Source organism: Candidatus Desulforudis audaxviator MP104C (genome assembly GCF_000018425.1).
Lineage (GTDB): Bacteria > Bacillota > Desulfotomaculia > Desulfotomaculales > Desulforudaceae > Desulforudis > Desulforudis audaxviator.
The window spans coordinates 820,342-844,305 of the sequence record NC_010424.1 but is presented as its reverse complement, the minus strand read 5'-3'; the positions used below and the strand labels follow the sequence as shown (position 1 = coordinate 844,305).

The 23,964-nt window shown below is 56.4% G+C and carries 13 protein-coding genes; 2 read left to right on the top strand and 11 right to left on the bottom strand.

Going from position 1 to position 23,964, the window contains the following annotated elements; translation table 11 throughout:
- Positions 1-6: 6 nt before the first annotated feature.
- The 3 genes from DAUD_RS04035 to DAUD_RS04025 all read right to left on the bottom strand — a co-directional run bounded on the left by DAUD_RS04035 (position 7) and on the right by DAUD_RS04025 (position 7,121).
- Positions 7-1,302 carry a hypothetical protein gene (locus DAUD_RS04035; RefSeq protein WP_012301905.1) on the bottom strand — a complete coding sequence of 432 codons (1,296 nt, stop codon included), beginning with the start codon at positions 1,300-1,302 and terminating at the stop codon, positions 7-9.
- A 38-nt stretch (positions 1,303-1,340) separates the two neighbouring features.
- The gene (locus DAUD_RS04030) at positions 1,341-4,166 is read right to left on the bottom strand and encodes a hypothetical protein (protein ID WP_166485107.1); all 2,826 of its coding nucleotides are present in this window, start codon (positions 4,164-4,166) and stop codon (positions 1,341-1,343) included.
- 687 nt (positions 4,167-4,853) lie between these two features.
- Complete coding sequence (locus DAUD_RS04025; protein WP_012301903.1) at positions 4,854-7,121, bottom strand: phosphoadenosine phosphosulfate reductase domain-containing protein; 2,268 nt, start codon at positions 7,119-7,121, stop codon at positions 4,854-4,856.
- Positions 7,122-9,144: 2,023 nt separating this feature from the next.
- Between DAUD_RS04025 and DAUD_RS04010 the strand changes: the two genes are divergently transcribed.
- Both DAUD_RS04010 and DAUD_RS04005 read left to right on the top strand, forming a co-directional pair.
- On the top strand, positions 9,145-10,713 hold the full coding sequence (locus DAUD_RS04010) for a GmrSD restriction endonuclease domain-containing protein (protein ID WP_012301902.1): 1,569 nt from the start codon (positions 9,145-9,147) through the stop codon (positions 10,711-10,713).
- A 154-nt stretch (positions 10,714-10,867) separates the two neighbouring features.
- A complete protein-coding gene (locus DAUD_RS04005) occupies positions 10,868-14,551 on the top strand; it encodes a hypothetical protein (RefSeq protein ID WP_012301901.1) in 3,684 nt (1,227 codons plus the stop codon).
- Positions 14,552-14,656: 105 nt separating this feature from the next.
- On the opposite strand, the gene DAUD_RS12920 is transcribed toward DAUD_RS04005, so the two are convergent.
- From DAUD_RS12920 to DAUD_RS03975, 8 genes are all read right to left on the bottom strand, one after another.
- The gene (locus DAUD_RS12920; protein ID WP_278183783.1) at positions 14,657-14,779 is read right to left on the bottom strand and encodes a hypothetical protein; all 123 of its coding nucleotides are present in this window, start codon (positions 14,777-14,779) and stop codon (positions 14,657-14,659) included.
- Positions 14,770-15,621, bottom strand: a complete 852-nt coding sequence (locus DAUD_RS04000; protein WP_012301900.1) for a tyrosine-type recombinase/integrase — start codon at positions 15,619-15,621, stop codon at positions 14,770-14,772. The genes DAUD_RS12920 and DAUD_RS04000 overlap by 10 nt, the downstream gene beginning before the upstream one ends.
- A gap of 16 nt (positions 15,622-15,637) precedes the next feature.
- A complete protein-coding gene (locus DAUD_RS03995) occupies positions 15,638-16,621 on the bottom strand; it encodes a thermonuclease family protein (protein ID WP_012301899.1) in 984 nt (327 codons plus the stop codon).
- Positions 16,622-17,455: 834 nt separating this feature from the next.
- The gene (locus DAUD_RS03990; RefSeq protein ID WP_041570808.1) at positions 17,456-19,180 is read right to left on the bottom strand and encodes an IS1182 family transposase; all 1,725 of its coding nucleotides are present in this window, start codon (positions 19,178-19,180) and stop codon (positions 17,456-17,458) included.
- 123 nt (positions 19,181-19,303) lie between these two features.
- Positions 19,304-19,699 (bottom strand): 4Fe-4S dicluster domain-containing protein, encoded by a 396-nt coding sequence (locus DAUD_RS12015; protein ID WP_166485106.1) that lies wholly within the window; start codon positions 19,697-19,699, stop codon positions 19,304-19,306.
- Positions 19,700-19,708: 9 nt separating this feature from the next.
- A complete protein-coding gene (locus tag DAUD_RS12915) occupies positions 19,709-21,811 on the bottom strand; it encodes an FAD-dependent oxidoreductase (protein ID WP_012301896.1) in 2,103 nt (700 codons plus the stop codon).
- A gap of 55 nt (positions 21,812-21,866) precedes the next feature.
- Positions 21,867-22,190, bottom strand: a complete 324-nt coding sequence (locus DAUD_RS03980) for a 4Fe-4S dicluster domain-containing protein (protein WP_012301895.1) — start codon at positions 22,188-22,190, stop codon at positions 21,867-21,869.
- 19 nt (positions 22,191-22,209) lie between these two features.
- Positions 22,210-23,949, bottom strand: a complete 1,740-nt coding sequence (locus tag DAUD_RS03975; RefSeq protein WP_012301894.1) for an adenylyl-sulfate reductase subunit alpha — start codon at positions 23,947-23,949, stop codon at positions 22,210-22,212.
- Between the last annotated feature and the right edge of the window lie 15 nt (positions 23,950-23,964).

Genomic DNA, 23,964 nt, shown 5'->3' with positions numbered 1-23,964 from the left:
TAATGCTTAGGACTCACGCAGCAACAAGATACCGACCCTTGGATCCTGAGCTAGCTTTTCGAGTATCGCCTTAACACGTTCGGCAGGGAGTTCTCTCAGTTTGCTTCTCACCCGCTCGTAGCCAAACTGACGGTAATAATCTTTCGCCCACTCTCCAACGAGGTCCTGAGCCTGTGCCAAATCCGAGTGGGCAAAGCTCGGCCCTAATCTCTCAGCAAGATACCCCTTCAACTTTGCCAAATCAGCCTCGGTTTCTATAAGCACGGCGTAATCCCTGACAACACGCTCAATAAACCTCTTCTTAACCCATTCTGCATCCTTCAAACTACCTATAACATCTGCGCAGTTCTGCAGCTTTGTTAGGGCCACACGGAGCTGGCTTTCGGTTTTGTCATGCGCTCGTTCCACCACTTCCATGATTTGTTGTACTTCTCTCTCCACAATAAAGTGAGCGGGTATCCCGACCTGCCGACTCCAGTCGCCAGGCGTCCGGGTCCCGGTAAGCTCTTGCCAATGTTGTTGCAATTGAGCAACCAGACGTTGCCGTTCAAGCTCGCCGAGGTGCTTGCGAACCTGATCCTCTACTTCATGGTGCTGCACGGCATGCAATTCCGGCAATCTTGCGATTAACTCCCGGACATCATCAATAGGAACATCTACCTGTAACCGCTCTTGTATCCACCGTTGAAGAGCTCGCGTTTGTTCCCGCACCGCTTCCCGCACGGCTTCTTTGTGGTGCCGAAGCAGCAAAGAGTGCGCCGCCCAATTGCTCAGACGTTCGTAATCCCTGGCGGAGTCAAAGTCTCTGGCCTGGCAAAGTTCACACAGAAAACTCAAGGGCTCCCTGGACTTCTCCCGAGCAGTGTCAGCAATCAGCCAGAGAGGCAACTTTCCGTAGCTACGAAGCCAATCGTTGCGAAGGTAATCAAGCGCCGCCGGCAGCTCCTTGGCCCTGTAACCCATAAGTTCGTTTAGAGCAAGCGTTACCTCGCACTCCTCATGAAGTTGCTGCAACCTCTGGGCTGCCTTTGCTTGCTTCCAGAAAGCCACCTCCTCCTGCAACAAGGCGCGGAGTTTTTCCATAAGTCTATCCATGCTCAGGCCTAACTTCCGAGCCTTTTCCAGGAGACCCGGATTTTCCTGCTCAAAAAAGCAGCCCATACCCTTCTCATAGTGAGCCTTGTGACAAGCGATATCCCTTGTCACGTACGAAGCCAGCGTAGCAAGGTCGTTCTTGAGCGCCTCGACCCGATCCTGTGACCAAACACCCGTTTCTGAGCCTTCGGCCATAGCTTTCTGCAATCTCTCTATCCCCTCCAACGTCGCTTCCGGCCAAGGCTTCAGCCCGCGTAACTCAGGGACCATAAAGGATAGCCCAACAGCCTGAAGTGCTCGCGCAGCCGAACGAGGGCAGTCCGCAGATAGCGAGCTTCCTCAAAAGACAGGTCGAAAATCTCGCGCAGAAGACGGCACGCCTCCTCTTCAGCCGGAAGCATCCGGCGAATGGCGTAATCTTCCGCACCCCGTTTCTGCTTAACAACATTATCTATCAGAGAGGCCAGTGTGCTTGCATTTAAACCCTCGCAACGGTTGCCGTCCCAATAATAATACCCCTCTGTGTATTCACGCAGCAGGAAGCCGAACAACATAATACCGATCCGAGACGGTATAAGACCATACGGCACTCCCATCAACATCTCCCAGGCTTTTAGCAGGTTTATCTCTTCTCGGTTCCTGAGCATATTTCTCAACTCAGCCCTCATTCCCGCGAGTGGGTGCTCCTGGGGCCAGTCTTTATTATCCCAAAGCCCATCGCCCCTAAGTTTATCTACGGCCTCCCCGAAAGGGGCCTGCGGGTTCTGAACCAGCCCTAACCCTATCTCCGCTGCCTGCTTACCGGCAGATCCCGTATACAACGTTTCCCTGGGAAAGATGCGTTCTGGACGTAACGGATAGAGTTTTTCAACCGCTTCCTCTAGATACTCCTCGTAGCCCTCTTTCGTTGCTACGAAGTCAACCTCACCGCGGAAGTACATTTGGAAACCATGGGAGACAACATCTCGCACCCATTCCTCTACCAATATCTTCGCCATCTCCCTGTACGATCGCTCTCCCTCGCTTTCCCCTCTTTCCCGCGCATGTTCCGCCAGCGCCCTCTGCTCAACCCAACGTTCCCACCGTGATTCCGCAAACTCCTTCCCAGCAACTGCATAGATTACCCGCGGCGTTTCAGAACTCAATCGCCGCGCTGTCTCCCTGGCAGTTGCAACCTCACCCTCTCCGAACGGGAGCACCATTACGATGCCAACCTGGTACGGCTTTAAACTTTCCGGCGGCAAAACCCGCTCCCGCCTACCTAAGAACTCGTCAGCCGCCACCGTGCACATCTGGTGACGCAGTCCCAGAGGCGGGTTGACCTGAAAGGAGTCAGCTATCAACCTGCCAAATTCGCCGTTTGTTTTTGTCAATGAGCGAAACGGGTTGGTCTGCTTGATTCTATCTTTGATCTCCCTTATCTTTCTGTCGTCGACCGCAAACAGAGGCAGAACATAGACTTCGTTTTGGCCCACCCTATAGCGCTGCAACAGATGCTGTTTACACAAAGAGTTTAACGCCGCAACAGCACGCTCCCCGTCAAGCACTCCTTCAAAAACGCGTTGCACGCGGCTACGCGTTGGCTTAAATGAAAATTGGCTTTCCTCTGACACAGGCAGCCTGCGGTGCAAAAGGTCAAAGAGAAGCACGAGCTTATATACACGGCACTCGACCTCGTCAGTAATTTTTTCTACGTTGGCACGATAGTGTCTGATGAAACGGCGGATTTCCTCGGGATACTCCGGGTCATCATCGGCATAGAAGTAATCCCAGAGGTGATCCGCCGTCAGCCAGCGCCAGCCGTCACGCGGGTACTCCCGCAGAAAGCGGGGAAAGCAAAAACGATCCGGCCGTTCCTCCCGGAGAAACCGGAACAGCGTCCGCTGGCTCGAGCTAAACAGCCGGGCTATGTTCGCCAAAGTCAATGCCGTACAAGGGTGGATCGGCACAACATTGCGCAGGTCTTCCTTCGTTTCGCCCTGCAGCATGATAACCAACGAGCTGGCCCTTCCCACTTCGTTCCACAGCGTTTCGTGTTTCCGCTCCCACTCAGCTTTCCTTTCTGTCTTGACCTGGAGCACGGCACTCATCAAGCGGTAGGCCGTCACTTCCGCAAGTTCAAGGTGGTGACGGTGGAACCGGTCGAGAAACTTGCGCCGCGATGCCTCGTCGACCTTGAGTATAGTGTCTGGGGCCAGATGAGTAATGAGCCCGAAATAAAAATGGGTGTCCTCTGCTGCATGCGCTAGTTCCTGCACCAGGTCGACCGGTGCCCCGGGAATTTTGAAAAAGTCCGTGAATTCGTCCCACAAAAAGAGGAGTCCCTGTAGGCCGTTTTGAACGATAACCTCTTTAATCCAAGACTTTAGTTCCTGAGCGGAACGTAGCACCACAATGTCTTCGTCTTCTAACGTCCGCCTTACGCGGTCCAAGAGGCCAAGTGTTTCGCCCTCCGTGCCTGTCTCCGTAAGCCGCGCGATCACCTCTTCCGGCTTCGTGAACTCCTTAAAACGATGGCGATGCTTCTCAAAAGCCCGCGGCCAGATAAAGGTCGATTCCGAATTGGTAAGCTTTCGCAGCACTGCCGACCTTATGGTCTCTGTCGTTGTAGCACTGTACCCCTTTTCCTTCAGGGCCTGCGCGATCCGTTCCTGCACAATGTACACCAGCCGGAAGGGTGAACTCGCATCGGTAGCCGCAGACCGATAGGCCACTACGTAAGGGCCTCGCTCTCTGAGCGCCCGCCACCGAGGCCAGAGGTCTTTGATGGCAGAATATTTGGCAAAAAAGGGCTCTATCTCGTCTAAGGCGTCTTCCAAGAGGTGCTTAATGAGAAAAGCGGTGAACGTCTTGCCCGTCCCGTATGGGCCGTAGATAAACGGTGGCTTCGGCGACCTCCGCTCCAGTATCCCCCAAATACGTTCCAGCAGCGCCCGCGTATTCGCCTCCGGAATATAGGACTGCCAAGCCCTGGCATGCTGTCTATCGACCTCTTCGGTGTAAACGTCGACGAACTGCTGGTCGATTTCCAGGTAATCCGTATAGAGCCAGCCGCTCACTTTATCCTTCACCTCTGTCGTATTATCATGATGGGTTGGAGCCCACTGCCAACCACCTCAAACTGCTCCCGGAGCAACCGGCTACTCAGAACCTCAAGCCCCTCCTGCCGGGAACAACCAAAGATAGTCCACGGCCAAGGTAGATGCTCCTCAAAGTACATAATTGTTGCGCCCTTGCGTTCCAAAAAGCCTCTCGAGCGCCAGCTGCATCGCGTCCTCCGACGGCGAAGGATATCCCTGCCGCTCAACCCAAACGGGGACGCAGCTTCTATATCCTCCCCTGCCTAAGAACGGAGCCGACCGGCGTATTTTCCAAGAAACCCACCAGTTCGTTGACGGCATTGCGGCTTGTGCATGGGGCAGTTCCTATACCGATTCTTGCAGCCTCCTTCGCAACTCTCTTGTCGTCCAGCAACCGAACCCCATCTTCAGCACATACCACCCGGGCTGTAACCCAGTTGAACACCACATGTACCCAAACAAGTTCCCAGGTAGCGGGATTGTCCATGTGCATGCAACCGCGCCGCTAACGGGGTTTTGCGCCCGTTCTTATCTTCAAGAAGGCCCGCCGTCCTGAGCCAGACCTCAACCGCTTCCACGTGACGGCTTCCTAAAAGTTGGTGCCAGTCCGCAGGCCTGCGGTAGTACGACTCCAGCCAGGCCACGCGGAGCCCAAAACCTTGGTGCTTTACCCAACCTCTATGTCCTCGCCAGTACAAGGTCGAGCACCTCGAAAGCCCGCCGCCCCTCTTCGAGGTAAACATTGTCCAGATCCCGGACGGCTTCTACACGGATCCAATCCGGCCGGTTCACCGAAAGGCCCTGCAGATACCGCGTCAGCAGTTCCCGGCCGACACCGAAGAGAAGAAAGGGGCTTTCAATTTTTTCTTCAAACAGTTCACTAAGAGTAAAGTTGTAACGTGTTAACTTCTCCGCAAGGCGGTAGAGCGCATAAAGTAAAGCCACGGGATGGGGGTCGGCCCAGCCGTGTTTGGTCACCGCCTGGATCACCCTCCCCTTCCTCTCCGCGCAGCCAAGCCCGAGTTGTTCGCCCAACGGCGTGTGGGTAAGGAGACCGACAAGTGCGTCGACTGCGTTTTCCCGTGTGCGCTGGCTTAGGTCCTCCGACATCAGCGAAACAAGCCCCCGCTTGGTCCACCTGATGCCCCAGCCTACCTCCTGCACGTACCAGTTCACCAGGGCGGAGTTGTGGGCCAGGTTGGTCCAAACCACCGCCCACGTGAGCAAGTGGTCGGCCCCCAACTGCTGCAGCCGGTCTCCCAGCGGGGTAAGCCCCAGGCTCTGATTCTCGGCAAGTTCTGCCTCCCGCAACCAGACACGCATGGCCTCCAGTTGGCGATTGCCCAGCGTATTCTCTACCCACCAGCTCTGTGGATTCCTAAGGTATTCCGCAAGCCACTGCTTTCTCATACCAAACTCCTGATATCTGTTCAAACCTTTCACGCGATCACCGCTCCCAGTTACAGAGAGTGACTTCGCCGCCAGGCAACTCTTCTCTACAAAAGAGAGACACCGCCCGCAATGGCTGCACCGCACGGCGTTGATTGCCACCTTTTTGTCCACACGGAGCGCCCCTGTGGGGCATTCCACCTCACAACTTCTACAGCCGACACAGTAGGCCGCCTTGTTGGCCACCGCCCGCAACCGACTCTTGAAAATGGGGTCAGTACCCGCCACGCGGGTGATGGTGACTGCGAGCCCCTTTTCATAGTCCCGGAGACGAAAAGGGAAAGAACCGAAGCTGTTCGTTATTACCCCCCGCCCTGGTGCTTCAAGTTCTACGGAGCCTAAGGCCTTTGCCCATTCCAACCAATCCTCACGGGGGCGCCGCAGCAGGAAAACAACCTGACCGTCTTGCTCCTCCAGAAAAACCCTGGCCCGTGCCGCCATTTCACGCCCACCGGCCCGGCTTGCCCAGGAGCGCTCAGCGATGAATCGCCGTCTACCCACCTCGCTGCTTATCCCCTTTTTTCTTGCATAGCTCTCCAGCAACTCTAAGAAAATAAGCGCATCTTCCCGAAAACAGAACCCGCAGACGAAGTTACTCCACTGCGAAGCAAAGGGGCAAACCGCGCAGCCGACGCGGACCACGCCCCACCTGTACGCCCTGTTCAATAGAAGATCCCGACACATCAGATAAAGATGAACTTCTGTAAGGCCCCAATTCAGCAGCGGGCTGACATTAATTTGGCCGGGATGCTTCTTCCCTTCGGAAACCGCCGGGTAGGCGGCGCGTGCTGGGCTTTCTTCTCTTCGGTTCCCGTCGTATATCAGAGCTCTCACCGCTGGTCTCCCGCACATCTCTCTCAGCAGGCGCAGGGTGGGAGCAGACTTGTGCACCGTGCAGCACCACCGGTGTAAACGACTCGGCGGACCGAATTCTTGCCAGGTCTCTCGCGCCGGGCGCGGGGCGCGCGCGGTGAAAAACCGCAACTTTCCCCACCGTTTTTTGGCCGCTTCTACTGCTTCGTAAGTTGCGGAAAGCTCCATCGTAGTGTCGTTGAAGACCACCACGAATTCATCCGGCGGCAACACCCGCTGCACAAGGTCGAGCAGCACCAGGGAATCCTTGCCCCCGCTAAAAGCCACCGCTACTGTATCCACGCGGTCGCGATACCGCTCATGGACCGCTTTTATGCAATCCAGCGTCGCGTGCACCATGTCCCTAAGGATAGAGTCGTTCCTCTCTAACATCCCGGACAGATCTACCGGCTCAAGTGCCAATCCCTCAGCCTGAACATGCATGCGCGGGCGCTCGAAAAAGCTGCCACCAATCGCCTCCGCCACAAACTGCCCTCGGTAATAGTAACGGCGTCCCACAGCCCATAGAAGAGGCACCATATGCGGCTCATACTTCCAATAATTCTGGAGACCCAAAAGATCCAATTCTTCGTGAAAAACAGGTCGAACCGCGCCGGGAATGCTCTCTGCTGCTTCGTCTTTCAATAATATTCCTCCGGTCTCGATATCCCAGGAAACGTCATACACAGCACCTTCATCCCCCGTCAAATTACTAATCAGGTGAATTGTAGCCACACGCCTCCCGACGGATTCACCTGTTATCCTGACTTTAAATCAGGCACTCTGCTGCCAACATTGCTGCCAGCAAACCTAGACCATAAGCCGTTAAGAGGCTGTTTCCTGTATAAGCAAGAGGACCTTTGCCGGTCGAACCTTTTCGCGATTCACTAAGCTTCGAGCGCATCAAATAACCATTCCGACGTCGCCACTATCTACCCGCTGAGACTCAGCTCAACCAGCGCAAATAGAGGTACACCACTATTCCGCACCCGCCCCAAGCGCTTCTCGAGCTGTTACGGTAGGTTAACTCCATAATTACACCTACTGTTCCAGCTCTTACCAGGTAGTTTCCATCGAATACTTTATTTTTCACCAATTTCGCCCTTTTTCCTGCCGCTCCAAACCAAAATTCCCACAGTCCGCCAATTTCCCGGATCTTCCCGCAAGTACACCGGGCAAGGATGGTTTTCCTAACGGTAAAAGCGCATGTAAGGGCAAACCAAGCAGAAGGACACCCAGTACGGGGCCCCCTCCACCAAAATCAGGTCGGGCGATCTATAAGCTATCTGGTCAGCCCAACCTTATCTACATCATCTACATCGACAGCAGTATAAATGCTGCCGTCGGGTGCAACCCACTGCCCGTTCCGCTTGCAATACGGACAGGCAAAGTTGCACCTGCCGAAAGAAAAAATACGCATAGATGGCACTTTCCACCCAAAAGCCTTCAAAAAATACGCCGGACGGACTTCGCCGGCAATTCGCCCCCGATAAGGCAACATCTTGATGGACATACAGTTCACTGTCCCCTCGCTCTCCCCCATATCTCTAAAAAAAATAAAAGCCGGGTACGCGCATACCCGGCCTTGCTTCACTATAGAAGTCTGTCACGACGGCTAATCGTCGCCACCGGGGATGAAAACAGGGTTTGTGCTATATTGAATCGTGAATTGCGTCAGCGCAAGTAGGTCGGTTACTCACTGGTGCCGTGAGCCCATTTAGAAGACTGAAGAAACGGCTCGAGGCTATCGACTTTCGGATCGAACTGCAAAACTTGGAAAACACTGCCGCTTAAAGTCTATTTTCGGAGGAGGAGAAAAACTTGACAGCCACTCTCGTTAGTTATAATATGCGATCGACAGAAAAATCTTATTTGACAGGAAATGTTAACCAACCAAAGAACTAATGGCTCAGAACGTTCACGTTCTCCAGCGTCTTACTGGTATTCAAGAGCAGCTAATTGCAGGATTTAGAGCCAGTTCGAGCATGTCGTCAGCCGCCAAAGGGTTTGAGCGACAGCAGTTCATCGACAACTTTCTGGCGCAAGTACTACCTAATACTTTTCGTTTCGGCACTGGCGAGGCGACGGACAAGGACGGAAAAGTGGCCAGCTCAGTGTAGTTATTGAATTTCCTTTTGGTCCAAGCCTGCCCATTGTGGGAGGCGCCACATCCTGCCTTTTCCTTGCGGAAACTGTCGCAGCAGTTATCGAGGTAAAGTCCAATGTGGCGGCCCAATGGGACGAAGCTGTCTTAACGTCAAAGCAACTGTTCCCGCTGGTCCGGTCTTACGATGCCACAATGTGGATGGGGCCATTCCTTAAAAATATTCCGTTCTTCGTCGTAGGCTCCACGGGCTGGCAGCAGCTATCGACTGTAGAACAGCACCTTAACAACACACCCGAGATAAGAGGAATCTTGGTTATAGATCCAGGGATATTTGCCTCCTCCGCACAATTCGGAGGAACTAAAGCGACGGGCCCATGGGCGCTTTGGGGTCTCATGACTTGCCTTCATCAAGCAACCAGTTTCCTAAAGGCAGTGTCTACGAACCTTCTAGACTATGCGATTTGATTGTGGGGCTAACCCTGTCTTGCAGCCGACGGGTTGAAGCGCGCAGCTGAAGCCGATGTTAGGCACATATCGACTAATAATTTGGAGGGATATGCCGTGGCCGACCTGACGATCCGCGAGATTCTCGATCTCGTGCTCCGCGGCCAGATTCGCATCCCGGCGTTTCAACGTGGTTTCGTCTGGGACCCCGAAAAGGTCGCCTTCCTCATGGACAGCATCTACAAAGGCTATCCCTTCGGATCGCTCTTGCTCTGGCGCACGCGCGAACAGTTACGGCACGAAAAACAACTTGGCCCATTCCCCCTTCCCGAGCGTGATCCTGATTACCCGATCGACTACGTCCTGGACGGTCAGCAACGGATCACATCTATCTTTGGCGTTTTCCAGACTGAGATCCGGCCCGATCCCACCGTCGAGTGGGCAAACGTGTATTTTGATCTATCGGCGGATCCGGACGCGCAGGAGTCGCAGTTTGTGGCCCTGCGGCCCGAGCAAGTTGACTCTCGGCGTCACTTTCCCTTGGACACGCTTTTCCGGCCCGTTGAGTATCGACGCACGACCGAGAGGTTTGGCGACCAAGACCTGGTTCGCATCGACGACATGCAAGCCCGATTTAAGGAGGCACGGATCCCCTACCAGCTTCTTACGACCGAGGATCGAGCAAAGGTTGCGATTGTCTTCGAGCGCATCAACCGGATGGGCGTGCCGCTTGATACGCTTCAGTTGCTAACGGCTTGGACCTGGAGCGAAGATTTCGAGCTACAGCGTGCGTTCGAGGACCTGCGCGACGAACTTGAGCCGTTCGGCTTCGCCGGAGTCGGTGAGGACTCGAACTTGCTTCTCAGATGTTGCGCGGCGATTCTCGCAGGGGATGCCTCTCCAACTGCCCTAATTAGACTGCGCGGCGCGGATGTGCGGACCCGGTTTAAGGAGATTGTTAACGGCGTCAAGGGCGCCATCGACTTTCTTCGCATCAACGTCAACGTGCAGACGGTCGCGAATCTGCCGTTCTCGACCATCCTCGTGCCACTGTCGGTGTTCTTTGCGAGCCCGGGGGAACAGTTTGTACAGGTTACAGACGAACAGCGCGCGCGCCTCGTGCGTTGGTTTTGGCGGTCGTGTTTTTCTCGCCGCTATAGCAGTGGTGTCCTGCGAAATCTGCGTGACGACATTCAAGCTGTCTCCATGCTCAAGGAGGGACGGCCGAATACCCTTGGCGATTTCCCCGTTGTCGTGAAGCCCGACTTCTTCACGTCCACTGAGTTCAGGCTGAACACCGTTAACACGACGACGTTCATCCTGCTTCTGGCGCAGCAGCGCCCGCTCAACTTTGTTTCCGGGCAGCAGGTCGCGATGGAAAAAGTTTTACGGGAGTATAACCGTAGCGAGTTTCACCATTTATATCCGCGGGCTTTTCTTACCAGAGTAGGTGTCCCCGTCAATCAGCACAGCGTACTGGCCAACTTCTGCTTCCTCTCAAAGGCCGACAATGCCACTCTCGGAGGTGACGCGCCTAGCGCCTACAGAGAACGGATGCCGACCGTCGTGGATGAAATCCTTCAACGAGCGCTTTGCCCACTATCTCTATTTAGCAATGACTATCAGCAATTTCTCGCTGAACGCAGCGAGCTGCTTAAGCGTACCGCGGAGGCGCTGATGCAGTGACCCGTCTAACTCCGCAGTGCAGCGGACCGGGGCTCTGATGCTCGCCCCAGCGCTCACCACGAGCGCTATGAGGCCCGAGTAACTGAGGGATCGCTCGAATACCTCCGCAGCCCGGGTGTTCTCTGGTCACCATAAGACGTCGGCAGGTGAGGGGATGGTTCCACTTAATGCTCCTGAGCTAAAACGCATCGCAGCATCCCTTAGAAAGTACGACCTAAAGTCTACTGTCACGCAACTCGGTGGCCTACTGACCGTGCCTGCCCTACAGGCCAACACAATCCGTATAGAGACCCTTGTTCACCTGGCCGTGGCACACTGCCACGGACGTTGTACACCTGGCTTAACTGAAATTGGTCACTGGCTGAACAGGCACCTCGGCAACACCGAGATTGCAAGGCTCGAGGATCCTGTCGAAGATGTCTTCGTCACCAGTGTCGAGACACCCAAAGGAAATCGGCGGGTATTCGAAGGTATCTGGGAATCAAATGATTACTTCGTTCAGGTAGTCCTCGATACCCTGGGCAGCCCTAGAGCTCCACAGAAATGCCGGGATCTGTTGCTTCCCGCATTTGCATTGCTCAAACTAAGCGACTGCGTTGCCGAACGGGTCGGCCTTCGGAGATGGCACATCGAGCCTTCGGCCCCGAAAGGTACGGTCAGATTGCCACCGGCAACCCGGGTGGCAGACCGGGCCCGCGCGATTACCTTCACTGACAACGAACTCGATGCGCTCGGTATCAACCGTGAGGTACTGACGCCGTTTATTCTGGGAGATGAAGACAAGCAGGTACTCGCGGAGGAGTTAACCGGACACTCGTCCCTGGAGAGACGCCCTCTTGTCGACTTTAGTGGTGAACTGGTCCTTGCTTTGCCACACGCGGTCAGTCCTGCAATCAGGCGCTTTGTTCTATTTGAGTTAAGGCGGATGGGGTACCTTCAGCCGTTCGCAGACGCGCTCGCCAAGCGGCAGGCGTACCAAGTCGAGCAAGAAGGACTCTGGGAGTTAAAAGGGGAAGCTTACTCTCTCGAGCCGCCGGTACCAGACGGAAAGGTGCCTTCACTGCACGCTTGGTTGCTCAAGTACGACATCAACAAGTACCTCCATGTGGTCCTTCTTCATGATCGGCTTGATTGGCTGGAGGAGCAGGGTCTTTCTAGCTTCATGGAATACCCAGAACCCCTCCGAGCCAGCTTGGAAAGATACCTAAACCACGTGGCCGATCATTGCCGGGCGTCACCCGATTTCGCGGAAGGGATGACGCTGCTGGTAATGGGCGGCCTCGGCCGTGGGTTTGCTCTGGGCTTCAAGGATTGGCCGGAGCAGTGGCGCTTGTCGGTTATTCGAATATCCGATCTTCTGATGCTGGCCGGCGAGCCCGATCGACCAATTACACGGTACCTCAAATGTCTCAAGCAGAAGGAATGGGCAGAGCGGGAAGGCGTCCACTTCCTGAACATTAACGGTGACTACAACTTCTATTGCTTCTGGCGTCGCCTGAACTACCAGCTTGTGCCGCGTGACTTACCCGTTGATAACCGCTCCATGGTTGCTATTAGTAATGACATGGTCCTGCCTGTCCGGAAGGAAGTGCGAAACCTGATGGACCGTCACGTCCTCCAGACAAAAGATGGTGACTATTCGCCTGTTATGCGGTTCGGCAGGGACGCGTACTTCAAGTCCATGCAGGGTCGCCCTATTTACGCAAGCCTGGGTCATTTGCACGCGGGCGTGCTGGCAGGCGCGGTGGAGACCCCGCGCGGCCCTAGTTGGCTTCTGGTGGAACCAAGGGAGGGTGGCAAGCAGATCCAACACCTTCTCTATGAGATATGGTCTGGGTTCATTGGCTTGTACAACAGGTTGGTGTTCGAGGTCGAGGCTCTATACCCAGAGGCACCGTCCGGCGCGGTGGAGATTCACCTCAACTTTAGCGAAGTCGAGGTACCTGAGACGTATGCGGAACGCAAGCCAGGCATGGTGATCGGTGAGCCTGAAGTTACGGTCAACCTCGAGCAGCGAACCGCCGAGATTAAGTTTCCACCGCATTTCCTCATGCATTTCCAGCAGCCTGAGAATACCGGTGAGAGGTTAGTCCTGCGCGGCATGGCGAAAGGCCTTGTCAGCCTGCATCAAGGTGTGACAGGGGATGTTGACGAGACCGCCCTTGATGACCTAATGAACAGGGTGATCGGCATCACGGGTATTCGTGTTCTCCATCTTTTTCATACGTATTACCCCATTGAGCACTTGCTGGCGCGGGAAGGCCAGAAGCCGATCTTTCTGGCTCATGAGGACTTCGTCTTTTCAAAGCTCAGACTGTCCGAAGGTTGTACGGTAGCTCGGCCTGGTACCAGTATCACGTCGAAGGTCGAGTGCAACGAATTCCTGCACAGGGTCGTAGACAAGGTCTGGAATCAGCTCCGGGAGTTGTTGCAACAGCTCGATAGGGCGTCGGTGATCCGCGAAGCGCTCGGGGTGCATGAAGCCGTTATCCAGGACCGTGACCACTGGCGCCGTACCGCACAGGCAGTCCTTGCCTTGTATGCGCCGGAGGAGGATGTCTTCGCTGTCGCGCAAAAGCGGGAATCGGATCGGACCAATGTTTCGTTGGCGGCCCGCACTATCCTGGAAATGGCTATCTGTGAGTGTCCAAAGGTAGGTGGCCGCCAGCTCTCCCGGTGGGGACTGGATGAACTATTGGCCAAAGCGGCACTGCTAGTCGAAGTTGCGACGGACTCTGACGCGGTCAATAGTGACCTGATTGAACCCCGAATCGACTTACATCCGAATGGCGAGTACACCATCGATCGCGGGTTCCATAACACCGTCATCAAACCGTTTTTGACCGCTTACTTCCGTGAAGAATTCGAAGCGGCGGCAGGGGAGTATAGTAAATTGTATCGAAATGAGCGCCCCGGCGAACGAACGAGCGCTGATGAGGTATTTTCTGCCGATTTTTTTCGCGCATTTCGGACTGAGTTCGGTTTAACGCCGGACGAAGCGGTAGACGGTTTAGCGGAGCTCATGGATTTAGCGGTCAAGCGTGACAGCGTCGTCGTGGAGACAACGCTAGGCGACCTCAAGACGAGATTGACTAAAGCCCGCGGCCTGTCACTCGATGCCAGCAAAGCATTCATCCGTACTTTCAGCATCTTTCATCGCCTGGCATGGGACAAACCGCCGCCGGGATTCAGAAAACAGGACCTTTACCCCTGGCGATTCCGTCGCAGGCTTTCTGCAAAGGTCAGACCTATTCTTGTCTTTGGGGAGCAAGACGACGACAAAGTGTTTTTCGGAGCCGGCTCGCTGTGGCTTGGAGTCGGATACCTGCTGGAAAGGTCAGAAAAAGGACATCTGCCGAAAGAGTTTTTCACCTCGCAGGAGATGAAACAGTACATCGGGAGGGTAAACAGCGAGAGGGGTCATGCATTTGCTCGGTTCGTTGCCGATCATTTTCGCGAGAACGGATGGCAGACGCGTACCAACGTACAGATGACCGAATTGGGTGGTCCCGCCCAACTCGGCGATGTCGATGTCTTGGCGTGGAGGCCAAGTGGAAAAATTCAGATCATTGAGTGCAAGCGCTTGCAGCTTGCCCGGACTGTCGCTGAGGTTGCCGAAATCTGCCGCCGCTTCCGAGGAGAAGCGAAGGATGAGTTAGATAAGCATGTCCGGCGGGTTAACTGGATAAGGGCCAACCCTGCAGGTCTGCACGGTATCGTCGGATTCGTGCCGGATTCGGCTCGCATCGATGACAGGCTTGTAACTAATACGCACGTACCGATGATGTACCTGACTTCGTTGCCGATCGAAGCTGACAAGATCGGTCCGCTGAAGTAGTCGGAAGTAAACGTTAGCGGTTGGACCTGCATACGTACCGCACAACAATCGGGTCAAGTCCGAATCCTGGTGTAAATTCCCTCTGGCAGATAAGATCACCCCGTTTTAAGCCGCATTTACTTGAGTATTGGCATTACTCACATCCTTGCCCTGTTTTTCCGTGTTAAACTTCCACTCCCAGTAATCCGCCATATCGAACGTTCCTGTCTTGCCAAACTTCATTCCCACGCCAACTTCTCCACGGCCCTTTCCAAATCCTGCACTCCCGGCCGGGTATACCTGGCCGTGGTGTTCAGGTTGGCATGTCCGGCCAGCACGGCCACCCGGTCCAGGCTCTCCCCCGCGTCCACCAGCATCTTGCAGAAGGTGTGCCGGAGCTTGTGCGGGGTGACCTCCACGCCGGCCAGCCGGGCAAGTTCCTTCAAACGCTTCTGAACCGCCCTGGGGGTCATGGGGCCGCCGTTTCTGCCGGGAAAGAGGTATTCCCCGCCGGGGTGACCGTCAAGCCACTCCTGGATCATCTTCCTGGCCGTGGCGTTTAAGGGCACCTCCCGGTACTTCTCGCCCTTGCCGCGGCGGACGGCAACGTGCCCCGAACGCTCCCGGATCACCGCGTCCTGCACCTTCAGGCTCACCGCCTCGGATACCCGCAGGCCGGCGTGCAGAAGGAGCGCTACGAGCGCCCGGTCCCTGGAAGCGCCGTGCTTCTGAACCGCCCGCACCAGGGCCCCAAGCTCACGCCTGGTAAGCCACCTGGGGGAGCTTTTCTGCCCGGGGACTCTCCTGACGCCTTCCGTCGGGTCGATTAGAGCCAGCCCTGTGGATACGGCCCAGGAGAAGAACGACGACAGGGCGTCCAGGTGCAGGTTGACCGTGGCCGGCTTGCGGTTTTTGTTCAAAAGGTGCCGGCGGTAGTCGGCCACGTCCAGCGAGGAGACCGAAGCGGGGTCGAAAGCTTCTCCGCCGGTCCCTTCCCACCACTTCGCGAAGGCCCGCACGGCGGCCGCGTAGGTCCCGACCGTTTGAACAGAAAGGCCGCGGGCCTTGAGATGGTCCAAAAAACCGTTCAACAGCGGTCGTTCCTTTCTAACCGGGAGGCCTGCACACGCCGCAGGGTTCGTACCCCTGCGCCCTGGCGTCGGCGGCGGAATTAAACCAAATCTCGTTCGCAGGACTTATCCGCCCCGCCCAGCGGCAGTCGGGATAATGGTATTTGTTGCTTCTGACGCTGCCCACGAAGGCGCCCTTCGCCTCCGGCTCCTGCGGAGCGGCTCCCCACAGTCCCCGGCCGTTCTCCCGCGCCTCCCGCTGAAACTGTACGAAGAGGTCCGCGTACTTCACGTTCGGCGGCACGGTCATCACCTGGGCGAAACCGGCGAGCAGCAGCTTGGCGTTGAACATCTTCGCCCGCACTTCCGCCTCGCCGCCGTCTTCCGGCGGGGAAAGCCAGACGTAGGCCAGGAGGCGGCCATATTTGTCACGTTCGCTTGCGTCCAGCTCCAGGTAGACGGTTTTGCCCTCCAGCCGCTTTTTCGTGTGGGCCGCGGTCTCCTTCCCGTAAGGCTCCACCTCGCGGGTGCTCTCCGGGGTGTCCACGCCGATGAAGCGGACCTTCTCATCCTTTCCGCTTTCCAGGCGGACGTGGACCGTGTCCCCGTCGACCACCCCGGTCACGCGGGCGGGCAGCGTTTTAACCGCGCTCTCATTAAGGTCTTCCGGCTGGGCCGCGGGTTTTTGGGGCGCAGCTTTTGCAGGCTCAGCGGGCGCGGGCTCGCCGGAAGGCGCGCTCTCCGCCGCCGGGGAAACAGCCGCTTCTTCGCTCTGCGCCGCCGGTTTTTCCGCGGGAGGGGACGTCTCGGCTCCGCAGCCGGCCAGCGCTGCGACAAATAAAAGCAGCAGGGCACAAATTGATACCAGGTGCGCCCTGACTGTCTGGCCGGAATGTCTCCGCCCGCTCAGATCGGCCAGAGTCCTTGAATCCACCGGCGCCGCCCCGGCCGCAATGGCCCTTTGAACGGCCCGGGCCGTGGTCAGGTCGTAATGTTGTTTGTAAAGAAATTTTTCAGGCATGGTACGCTCCTCCGTTACACACACAGCTATATTTCAAGAAAAGCAGGAAGCCCATGAAGAACGGCTACACAATTACTCTTGACGACAATTGGATTCTCCGAATCCCAACGGGGTACTAGATACATACCTTTATCTGGAATGTCACAGACTGGTGATGGTTGTTGATATAGATGGCGCATTACTGACGCCTCAATGCGTTCAAGGATTCGAGGTTGAGTTCCTACATCAGCGACAAAGATTCGAAATCCCGCAAGTTGTTTGCGTACAGCCTCAACAATTATCGACTTTCGTTCTTCAAATTCCTTTCGATTCGCGCGCCTATACCACCACCCGTGCCATACCTCTTTTCGGACTCCTTGCTGTGCTGCATCGATATCCAAAACGTTATATTCGCCATTCATGTATTTCCGGGTATGGTCTTTAAAGCGTGTGGAAACTGATCGGCGCGTGATTCCAGCAGCGTATATCAGATACCCACCTTGATATTCAAACGTTTGAAGATAAACCCCAGGTATGTTGGGAATGGAGCGCAAGTTGTTCGCGCTCTCAAATCCTGGCCAAGCATAAGGCCCCTCCCATGTGACTTCGATTATCGTTGCTTCACTCGTTATACTTGGTTTCCCCCTTTTAACTTATGCGAACAAAAAATTCGCCCTTAGCGAACCGGTTCCCTGCTTCTTTGGCGAACTTTTCCGCCCGTTTTGTTCGCATAAGAGACATTATGAGAACTTCTCAACGCCACAACCTGCGGGCCTTTATGGCGTCAGCCGCGGAGATCACGCCTTGGATCTCCCTCCAAAGGGTTGGCTTGTGAACCAGAAGAAACTTAAATACTCAGGCCATCGCCGTCCGGCAGCAGTCAAGGGGCCGCGCAGCGGAGGCGAAAGCCCTTGCCCTTGACGGCAGCCGGACAAGATGGACAATAGCCACGGCGGTGTTCAGCATAATTCCGCAGGAGGTGATGTTAACGTGTAAACCAAGGTTCCACGTTTCACAGTTATCCACAGAAAATGGCTCAGTTTTCGGTTGTGGACCTGTTGCCAAACCCCTTATTTTATAATCAAAATCAAACCAACGAAGGTCCAGGTATTTATGTGAGGAATTACCAAAAGGTATCATTCCCGGGATTCCCATCGCCTGGGCTGGCTTGCTCCTCTTACTGATTGCCCTTTCCAGTTGCCTGATATTGTGGGCCATCAGGGCAAGCAGGGCTTGAACCTGTACGCCATTTGTACCTCGTAGTCTTGCCTGGTCTAGTCCTCGGGGACCCTTCATTTCGGCGAATACTGTCTCGGGCCACTGCTTACGCGCGCGTAGGCTTTTGTTGGCGATCTTAGTATTGAGGTGTTCCTCAACCCAAGCCAGAAGCTTAGTATCGTGGTTGCGAATTATCGAGGGCCGTTTGGCCCGGCATAGTACCCCTTGGTTTTCACAGTTCTTACAGGCCAGCCGGTGCACCCGATAGACCTGGGAACCATCGGGCCTGTCCTTGTTCTGGCGATAGAGAAGTTTCCCTTTGGGGCAGACGTAGACATCACGTTCCCTATCGTAACGAAACCCGGCTGCTAGTTTGCGCCGCTTCTTCCAAGGCTTTCTGCTGGGTATGCTAGGCAGGATGCCGTTTTGCCGGAGAAACCGGTAAACCTTTCTGGTGCCGTAAGCTCGGTCTGCTACCACCTCGTTTGGCCGTAAGCGGGTGTTCCAAGTATGTTTTCCGATGAGGTCAGGAAGCACGTGGCATTCGGCAGTGCCACCCGGCGTGGTTTCGACAGCCGTGACTATGCGCGCTTGTCCTTCGTCCACGCAGATGTGTACTTTATGTGCGAGGAATAGTCCGCGGTGGTCGTGGCGAGTTATGAGAGAAGCGTCGGGATCAGTCCGACTCACCCACTTCTCGTTGGTCCGCTTTAGCCTATTGGTTGGAGGTTGGCCAGGAGTGTCTTCTGGTGGCTGGGCACTGGATCCGGTAAGAGCCGTAACACCTTTTGTATCCTCAGGCGCATCTTTTTCGTTCAAAGGGTTTTCCTCCCACACCCGGTTCAAGTATTCTTTTGGCGTCTGATCAAGCTGCCGATGAAGCTCGCGACTCACCAGGGAATCCAGAGAAGCGTTGGCCCTGACCAATGTGGCGTCGAGAAAAACTTTGTTACCCTCTATCAAGCCTGCTTTCTGACAAAGCTGGACCACGTGGCGGAAGAACTGTTCGTAGACCTCTCTCCCATAACGTTTCCGGGCCTTGGAAAGGATGCTGTGGTCGGGAGGAAGCTCATCTATGTCATAACCTAAGAACCACATAAACGCGAGGTTCAGCTTGCACTCTTCAGCCAGCTGACGTTCACTGGTGATTCCGTAGAAGTAACCGAGCAGTGCCATCTTGAAAACCACGACCGGATCTACTGAAGGGGTACCTGTGTGACTATAGAAGGGGCGTGTAAGACTGTAAATAAAGCTGAAATCGACGGTTTTAACAACCTCTCTCAAGAAGTGGTTGAGCGGGACGCGCTCATCCAGGCTAAACTGGTAGAACAGCTTGCCTTGTGGCTGTTTATATCCCATCATTGTTATCACACCATGTACTGGTTTTCATGGATTAATTCTACATGCTGAGCTCAAAATCCTCTCTTTATCCGTGATTTTTCGGGAGTTTGGCAACAGGTCCATTAGCATTCAGAACACAGGCTGCTAGCGGTAGGCTTCTGCCACGTCATGCTTCACCCCAAGATAGGCGAGCAGGTCGGGGAACTCGGATCCGAGGCTCTGCCCGGCGCAAAGTATGTTTTTCCAGAACCATAAGCGTCCCAGGAACCCGATCACCCCGCGTACATCCACACGTACCGGACAGACGTCTGTACATTGACCGCAGGCGACACACCGCCATATCCCCTCGGTATTTAATACATCGTCGACCAAACCCAGTTGCAGCAGGCGCACCATACGTGCCGGCGGCTGGTCCATAGCCCGCCCGTGCGGACAGACGGCGGTACACACCCCACACTGGTGACACCGATTCATACCGGCATAAGCGGCCAGATCCCTAGACCACAAATTTTTCGCCGTCAGCACATGCACACGACTCACCACCATCTCCTAGACTCGAAGCGGATTGGCTCCCATACCCTTGAGTTGGGCGGAAAAAGCCCACAGCTTAGCCGCCAGTTGAGCGGCATCCCTGATACCCACCGGCAGTGCGGCCACCCGCTCCGGTTCGATCATCATACGATACAGGGTTTCCCCGGCGCTGGCCAGGCGCTCCTTGGCCAAACTGAATCCCGTACCGGCGTGGCACTCCTCCCGGGGGCAACCCGCCACCGCGATGCCGTCAAAGCCATGCATCAGGGCGTCCGCCACCCAAGCCGCGTTCACGGTTCCGGCACAGGGTACCCGCACCGGAATGACATTTGGCGGTACCGTACCCGCCGCGCAAGCTGCCTCGTAGGCCGGGTAAGCATCGTGCCGGCACAGGAAAAGCAGGATCGCCGGGTCATCCTTCGTAAGCAAGTCGAATTCCACCGCCTGGATCATATCCGCCACCCCCTGAAAACAATAGGAGGGTAGAGCCACACACTGCAGCGGACAACCGCCCTGACAGATGCCGCAGTGCCGGCAGGAAAGCGGATCCGGAACCGGCGGTTTTCCTTCCGTGATGAAACGCATAGCCCCTGTGGGACACTCACTTACGCAGCGCCCGCACCTGTCGCACTTGGTATCATCCACCATCGGCACCAGGCCTGCCACATCCAGCTTCTCCCGGAGGAACTTGACGCACCGCATGGCGGCGCTTAGGGAACTGCGTACCGATTGGGTTACGTCCATGGGCTCCTCACAGGCTCCCGCCAGATAAACGCCAGGCCGAGCCGTGATGCCAGGGAAGCACTGTTCGTGGGTGTTGTGCGTTAAGTCCGGCGCTTCGAACCCGGATAGCCATTCCAGTTGCCGGTTTGGAACCATTCCCGTGGCCAGCACCACGAGATCAACGGTTTGCGCCAGTTGCCGTCCCGAAAGGCTGTCCGCCGCCCGCACCACTAGGTCACGGGTCTTGGAATTTTCCTCAATCCGCGCCGGCATCCCGCGCACAAAGCGCACGCCATCTGCCAGAGCCTGGCGGTACAAGTCCTCGTACTTACCCAGCACCCGAAGATCGATATAAAAGACCGTAATTTCCGCCTCGGGATAAGCCTCGCGGATGTAGGACAACTGTTTGATGGTCACCGTGCAGCAGATCTGCGAACAGTAGGACAAGTACCGCTCACTGCGGCTTCCGGCACACTGGATAAAGGCCACCCGTTTCACCGGGCGTTCATCCGACGGCCGTACCAGGCGGCCCCCGGTGGGCCCCGACGGTGACGCCAGCCTCTCCAAGTCCATGGCCGTGACCACGTTCGGGTACTTCCCGTAACCAAACTCCTTGATTTGGCCGGCGTCAAAGCCCTCCCACCCGGTGGCGATGATCACCGCACCTACCGTGTAGACCACATCCCGGGATTCGGTACCGGACCGTCTTACCAAAGCTTCAAACCGACCCGGGAAGCCGGTGACCCCCGCCACTTCCGCCGCCGTCTCGATGGTCACCCGGTCATTCTCCCGCAGGGTCTCTAACAGGTAGCTGACACCGCACACCGGATCACAACTGTGGGGATAATACCGGTGGAGTTGGACCACCTTGCCACCCAGGAAGGGCCGGCGTTCCACGATCACCACCCGGTAGCCGGCGGCAGCTAGTTCATGGGCGGCGGTTAGGCCCGCGATGCCGCCACCCACCACCAGTACCGTATCATAACCCGTGACGGCGGCCGTGACCTTGGGCTCCAGCCTCACCGCTTTCGCCAGCGCCATTTCCAAAAGGATCCGGGCCCGTTTAGTGGCTGCCTCGGCACCGCCCCCGGTACAGAGCGAGAGATCGACCACCTGGGCCAAATTCGGATCAACTCCCTCGGCCCGGAGCGCCTTATGCAGAGTAGGCTCGATCAGGCCCACCGAGCAACTCGCGGCTACGATCACCCGGTTCACCACGTCCTCGCGCAGTTGCACCCGAAGTTCCTTCAGGCCCGCTCCCAAGGCATGGCCCTGCATTTCACGGATAATGGGTCGGGCCGGGTGGACACGTAACGCCCCCGCCAGCGTCTTCCAGTCCAGGGCATCGGGCTCCTGCCCCGGGTAGAGGTAGATCCCGATTTTCGGTTGATTCGCCACCGCTGTCCCTCTTCCCATTGCGGCGCCGCGGGGGTGTCACCACCCCCGCACACCGTTACTTGTTACGCGTCCGGAAAGTGAACCGTTCCACCTTACCATCGATGTCCACTACGGTCCAGGTCATCTTCCCGGTCCCGGTGAAGGGCACCAATTTGGCGGAATAATACCCAAGCTGATAGGGAATACGTGTCTCAATGGCACCCTTGGGGCAGATCTTGGTGCAACTCATGCAGTCCCAGCAGTCCCGCGGAGAACGGCAGTAGCCTTTGTTCGTTTCGGTATCGAGCGCCATCAGGTTTCCCGGGCAGATGAGCTCACATAGCGCCTCCCGCTCGTTCCGGCACCCGTCACATTTCACATTGTCCACTCTTGGCGGCACCAGTCAGTCCCTCCTTCCGTTAGTCGACCACTTTCTCGTAGGGGCGGGTGAACACCTCAATGGCTCCAGTCTCTGGGTTAAACCTCGAATTAACGAAACAGTTGAGTTTTTCGTCCTTCTCCGGAAAGTCTGCCCGGGTCTGCCAGCCCGGCCAACGGGTTTCGGCCCGGTATAGCAAATGGTGCACCAACACCTCGGCCACCGTCAGCCGGTCGATCACCTCGTGAGCCGCCAGAAGATTGAACACATCCTCGGCGATCAGGTATCTCACCTGCTCCTGCAAAATCTTGATGTGCTTCAAGGCATACTCCAACCGGTGATGGTCGGTGCGGTAAAACTGGTGAACGCCGCCGGCGTATTCATCCATTAGCCGTTGCAGACGTTCCTCCATCTCGCGGGGGGTTATGCCGTCTCCCACCTCCGCCATCTGGACCATGGGAGCGTAGACCCTTTCCTTTTCCGACTTCACCGCCTCCGGATCAATGTGGCCCCGGTCGGTTAGGCCGGCCACATACTGGACCGCGCCGATGGCGGCTAGGACACCCTCGGCGGCGCAGCCGCCCACGAACTTGTTGGGTACCCCGCCCGCCACGTCGCCGCAGGCGAACAGACCCGGCACAGTAGTGGAGCGGTCGTTGTTGATCCAGTAACCGCTGGCGGTGTGGCCGCCCACAATGTACGGGTCGCTGCCGTAAACCTCAATCGGCTCCCTGGTGATGTCCTGCCCGCGGGCCGCCAGGAACTGGACAAAGGTGGGGCGCTCGTTCAGGTAATCCTCTTTTAGGTCCTTGACCTGTTCCGGGGTCATACCGGTGGTGTCCACGTAGGTGGGGCCGCGGCCCGCCAGCCACTCGTCCATGGGGGCGTTGGCCCGGATGAATCGGGGCGCCGCCTCACCGCCCAGGTGGGAATAGTGTGTCTGCAGAATCTTCTCACCCCGGCCGTTGATCATGGCCGCGTTGTAACCCACCGAGATGGTATCGATGGGGCCGTTGAAGTCTTTGGTCCGTACCGCGCACCAGCGCATCTCGAAGGAGGTCATCTCGGCACCGATGCGGATGCCCATGGCATACCCAGTGCCCACGTTAAAAGGTGAGTACCAGATCTGATGGTGGCAGTCATTGCCGTCGTTGGTGTAGGGTTTGTAGAGGCCCGCCGCGCCGCCGGTGGCCACGATGGTGGCCCCCGCCCTCACCACGTAGAATTTCCCGTCCTTCACGCCCAGACCGGTCACCCCCACTACCCGGCCCTCGTCCACCAGGTAGCTGGTAGCCGCCACCTTGTTAATAACCTCACAGTTGTATTCACGCACTTTCTCCGCTAGGATCACTTTCATAGACTCACCGTGAATGGCGATGTCCCACTTGCCCCGGGCCAGGTATTCGCCGTTCTCGTCCTTCTTAATGGGCAGCCCCCACTCTTCCCACTCCTCAATGCATCGGTTCAGGTACTCCGCCATGGACAGGGTGAGGTCTTCCCGTAGCGGGCCGCCCCCAACCTGGTCGCGACTCCAGCGGACAAGGTCTTCTCTGGTCTTCCCCTTCTTGATGTAAGTATTCAGCGCGTCCATCCCCGCCGCCAGACAGCCGCTACGGTCGATATGCGCCTTCTCCAAAAGTGTGACCTTCAGGTTGGGGTTCAGGCGTTTAGCCTCAATGGCGGCAAAGCACCCGGCATTACCCGCACCGATGATGAGAATGTCGGTTTCCAGGTGGACCTCCTGGACCGCTTCGGGTTTTAGCAGCCTCTTCTCCGACATAATCCCCCTCCTTAA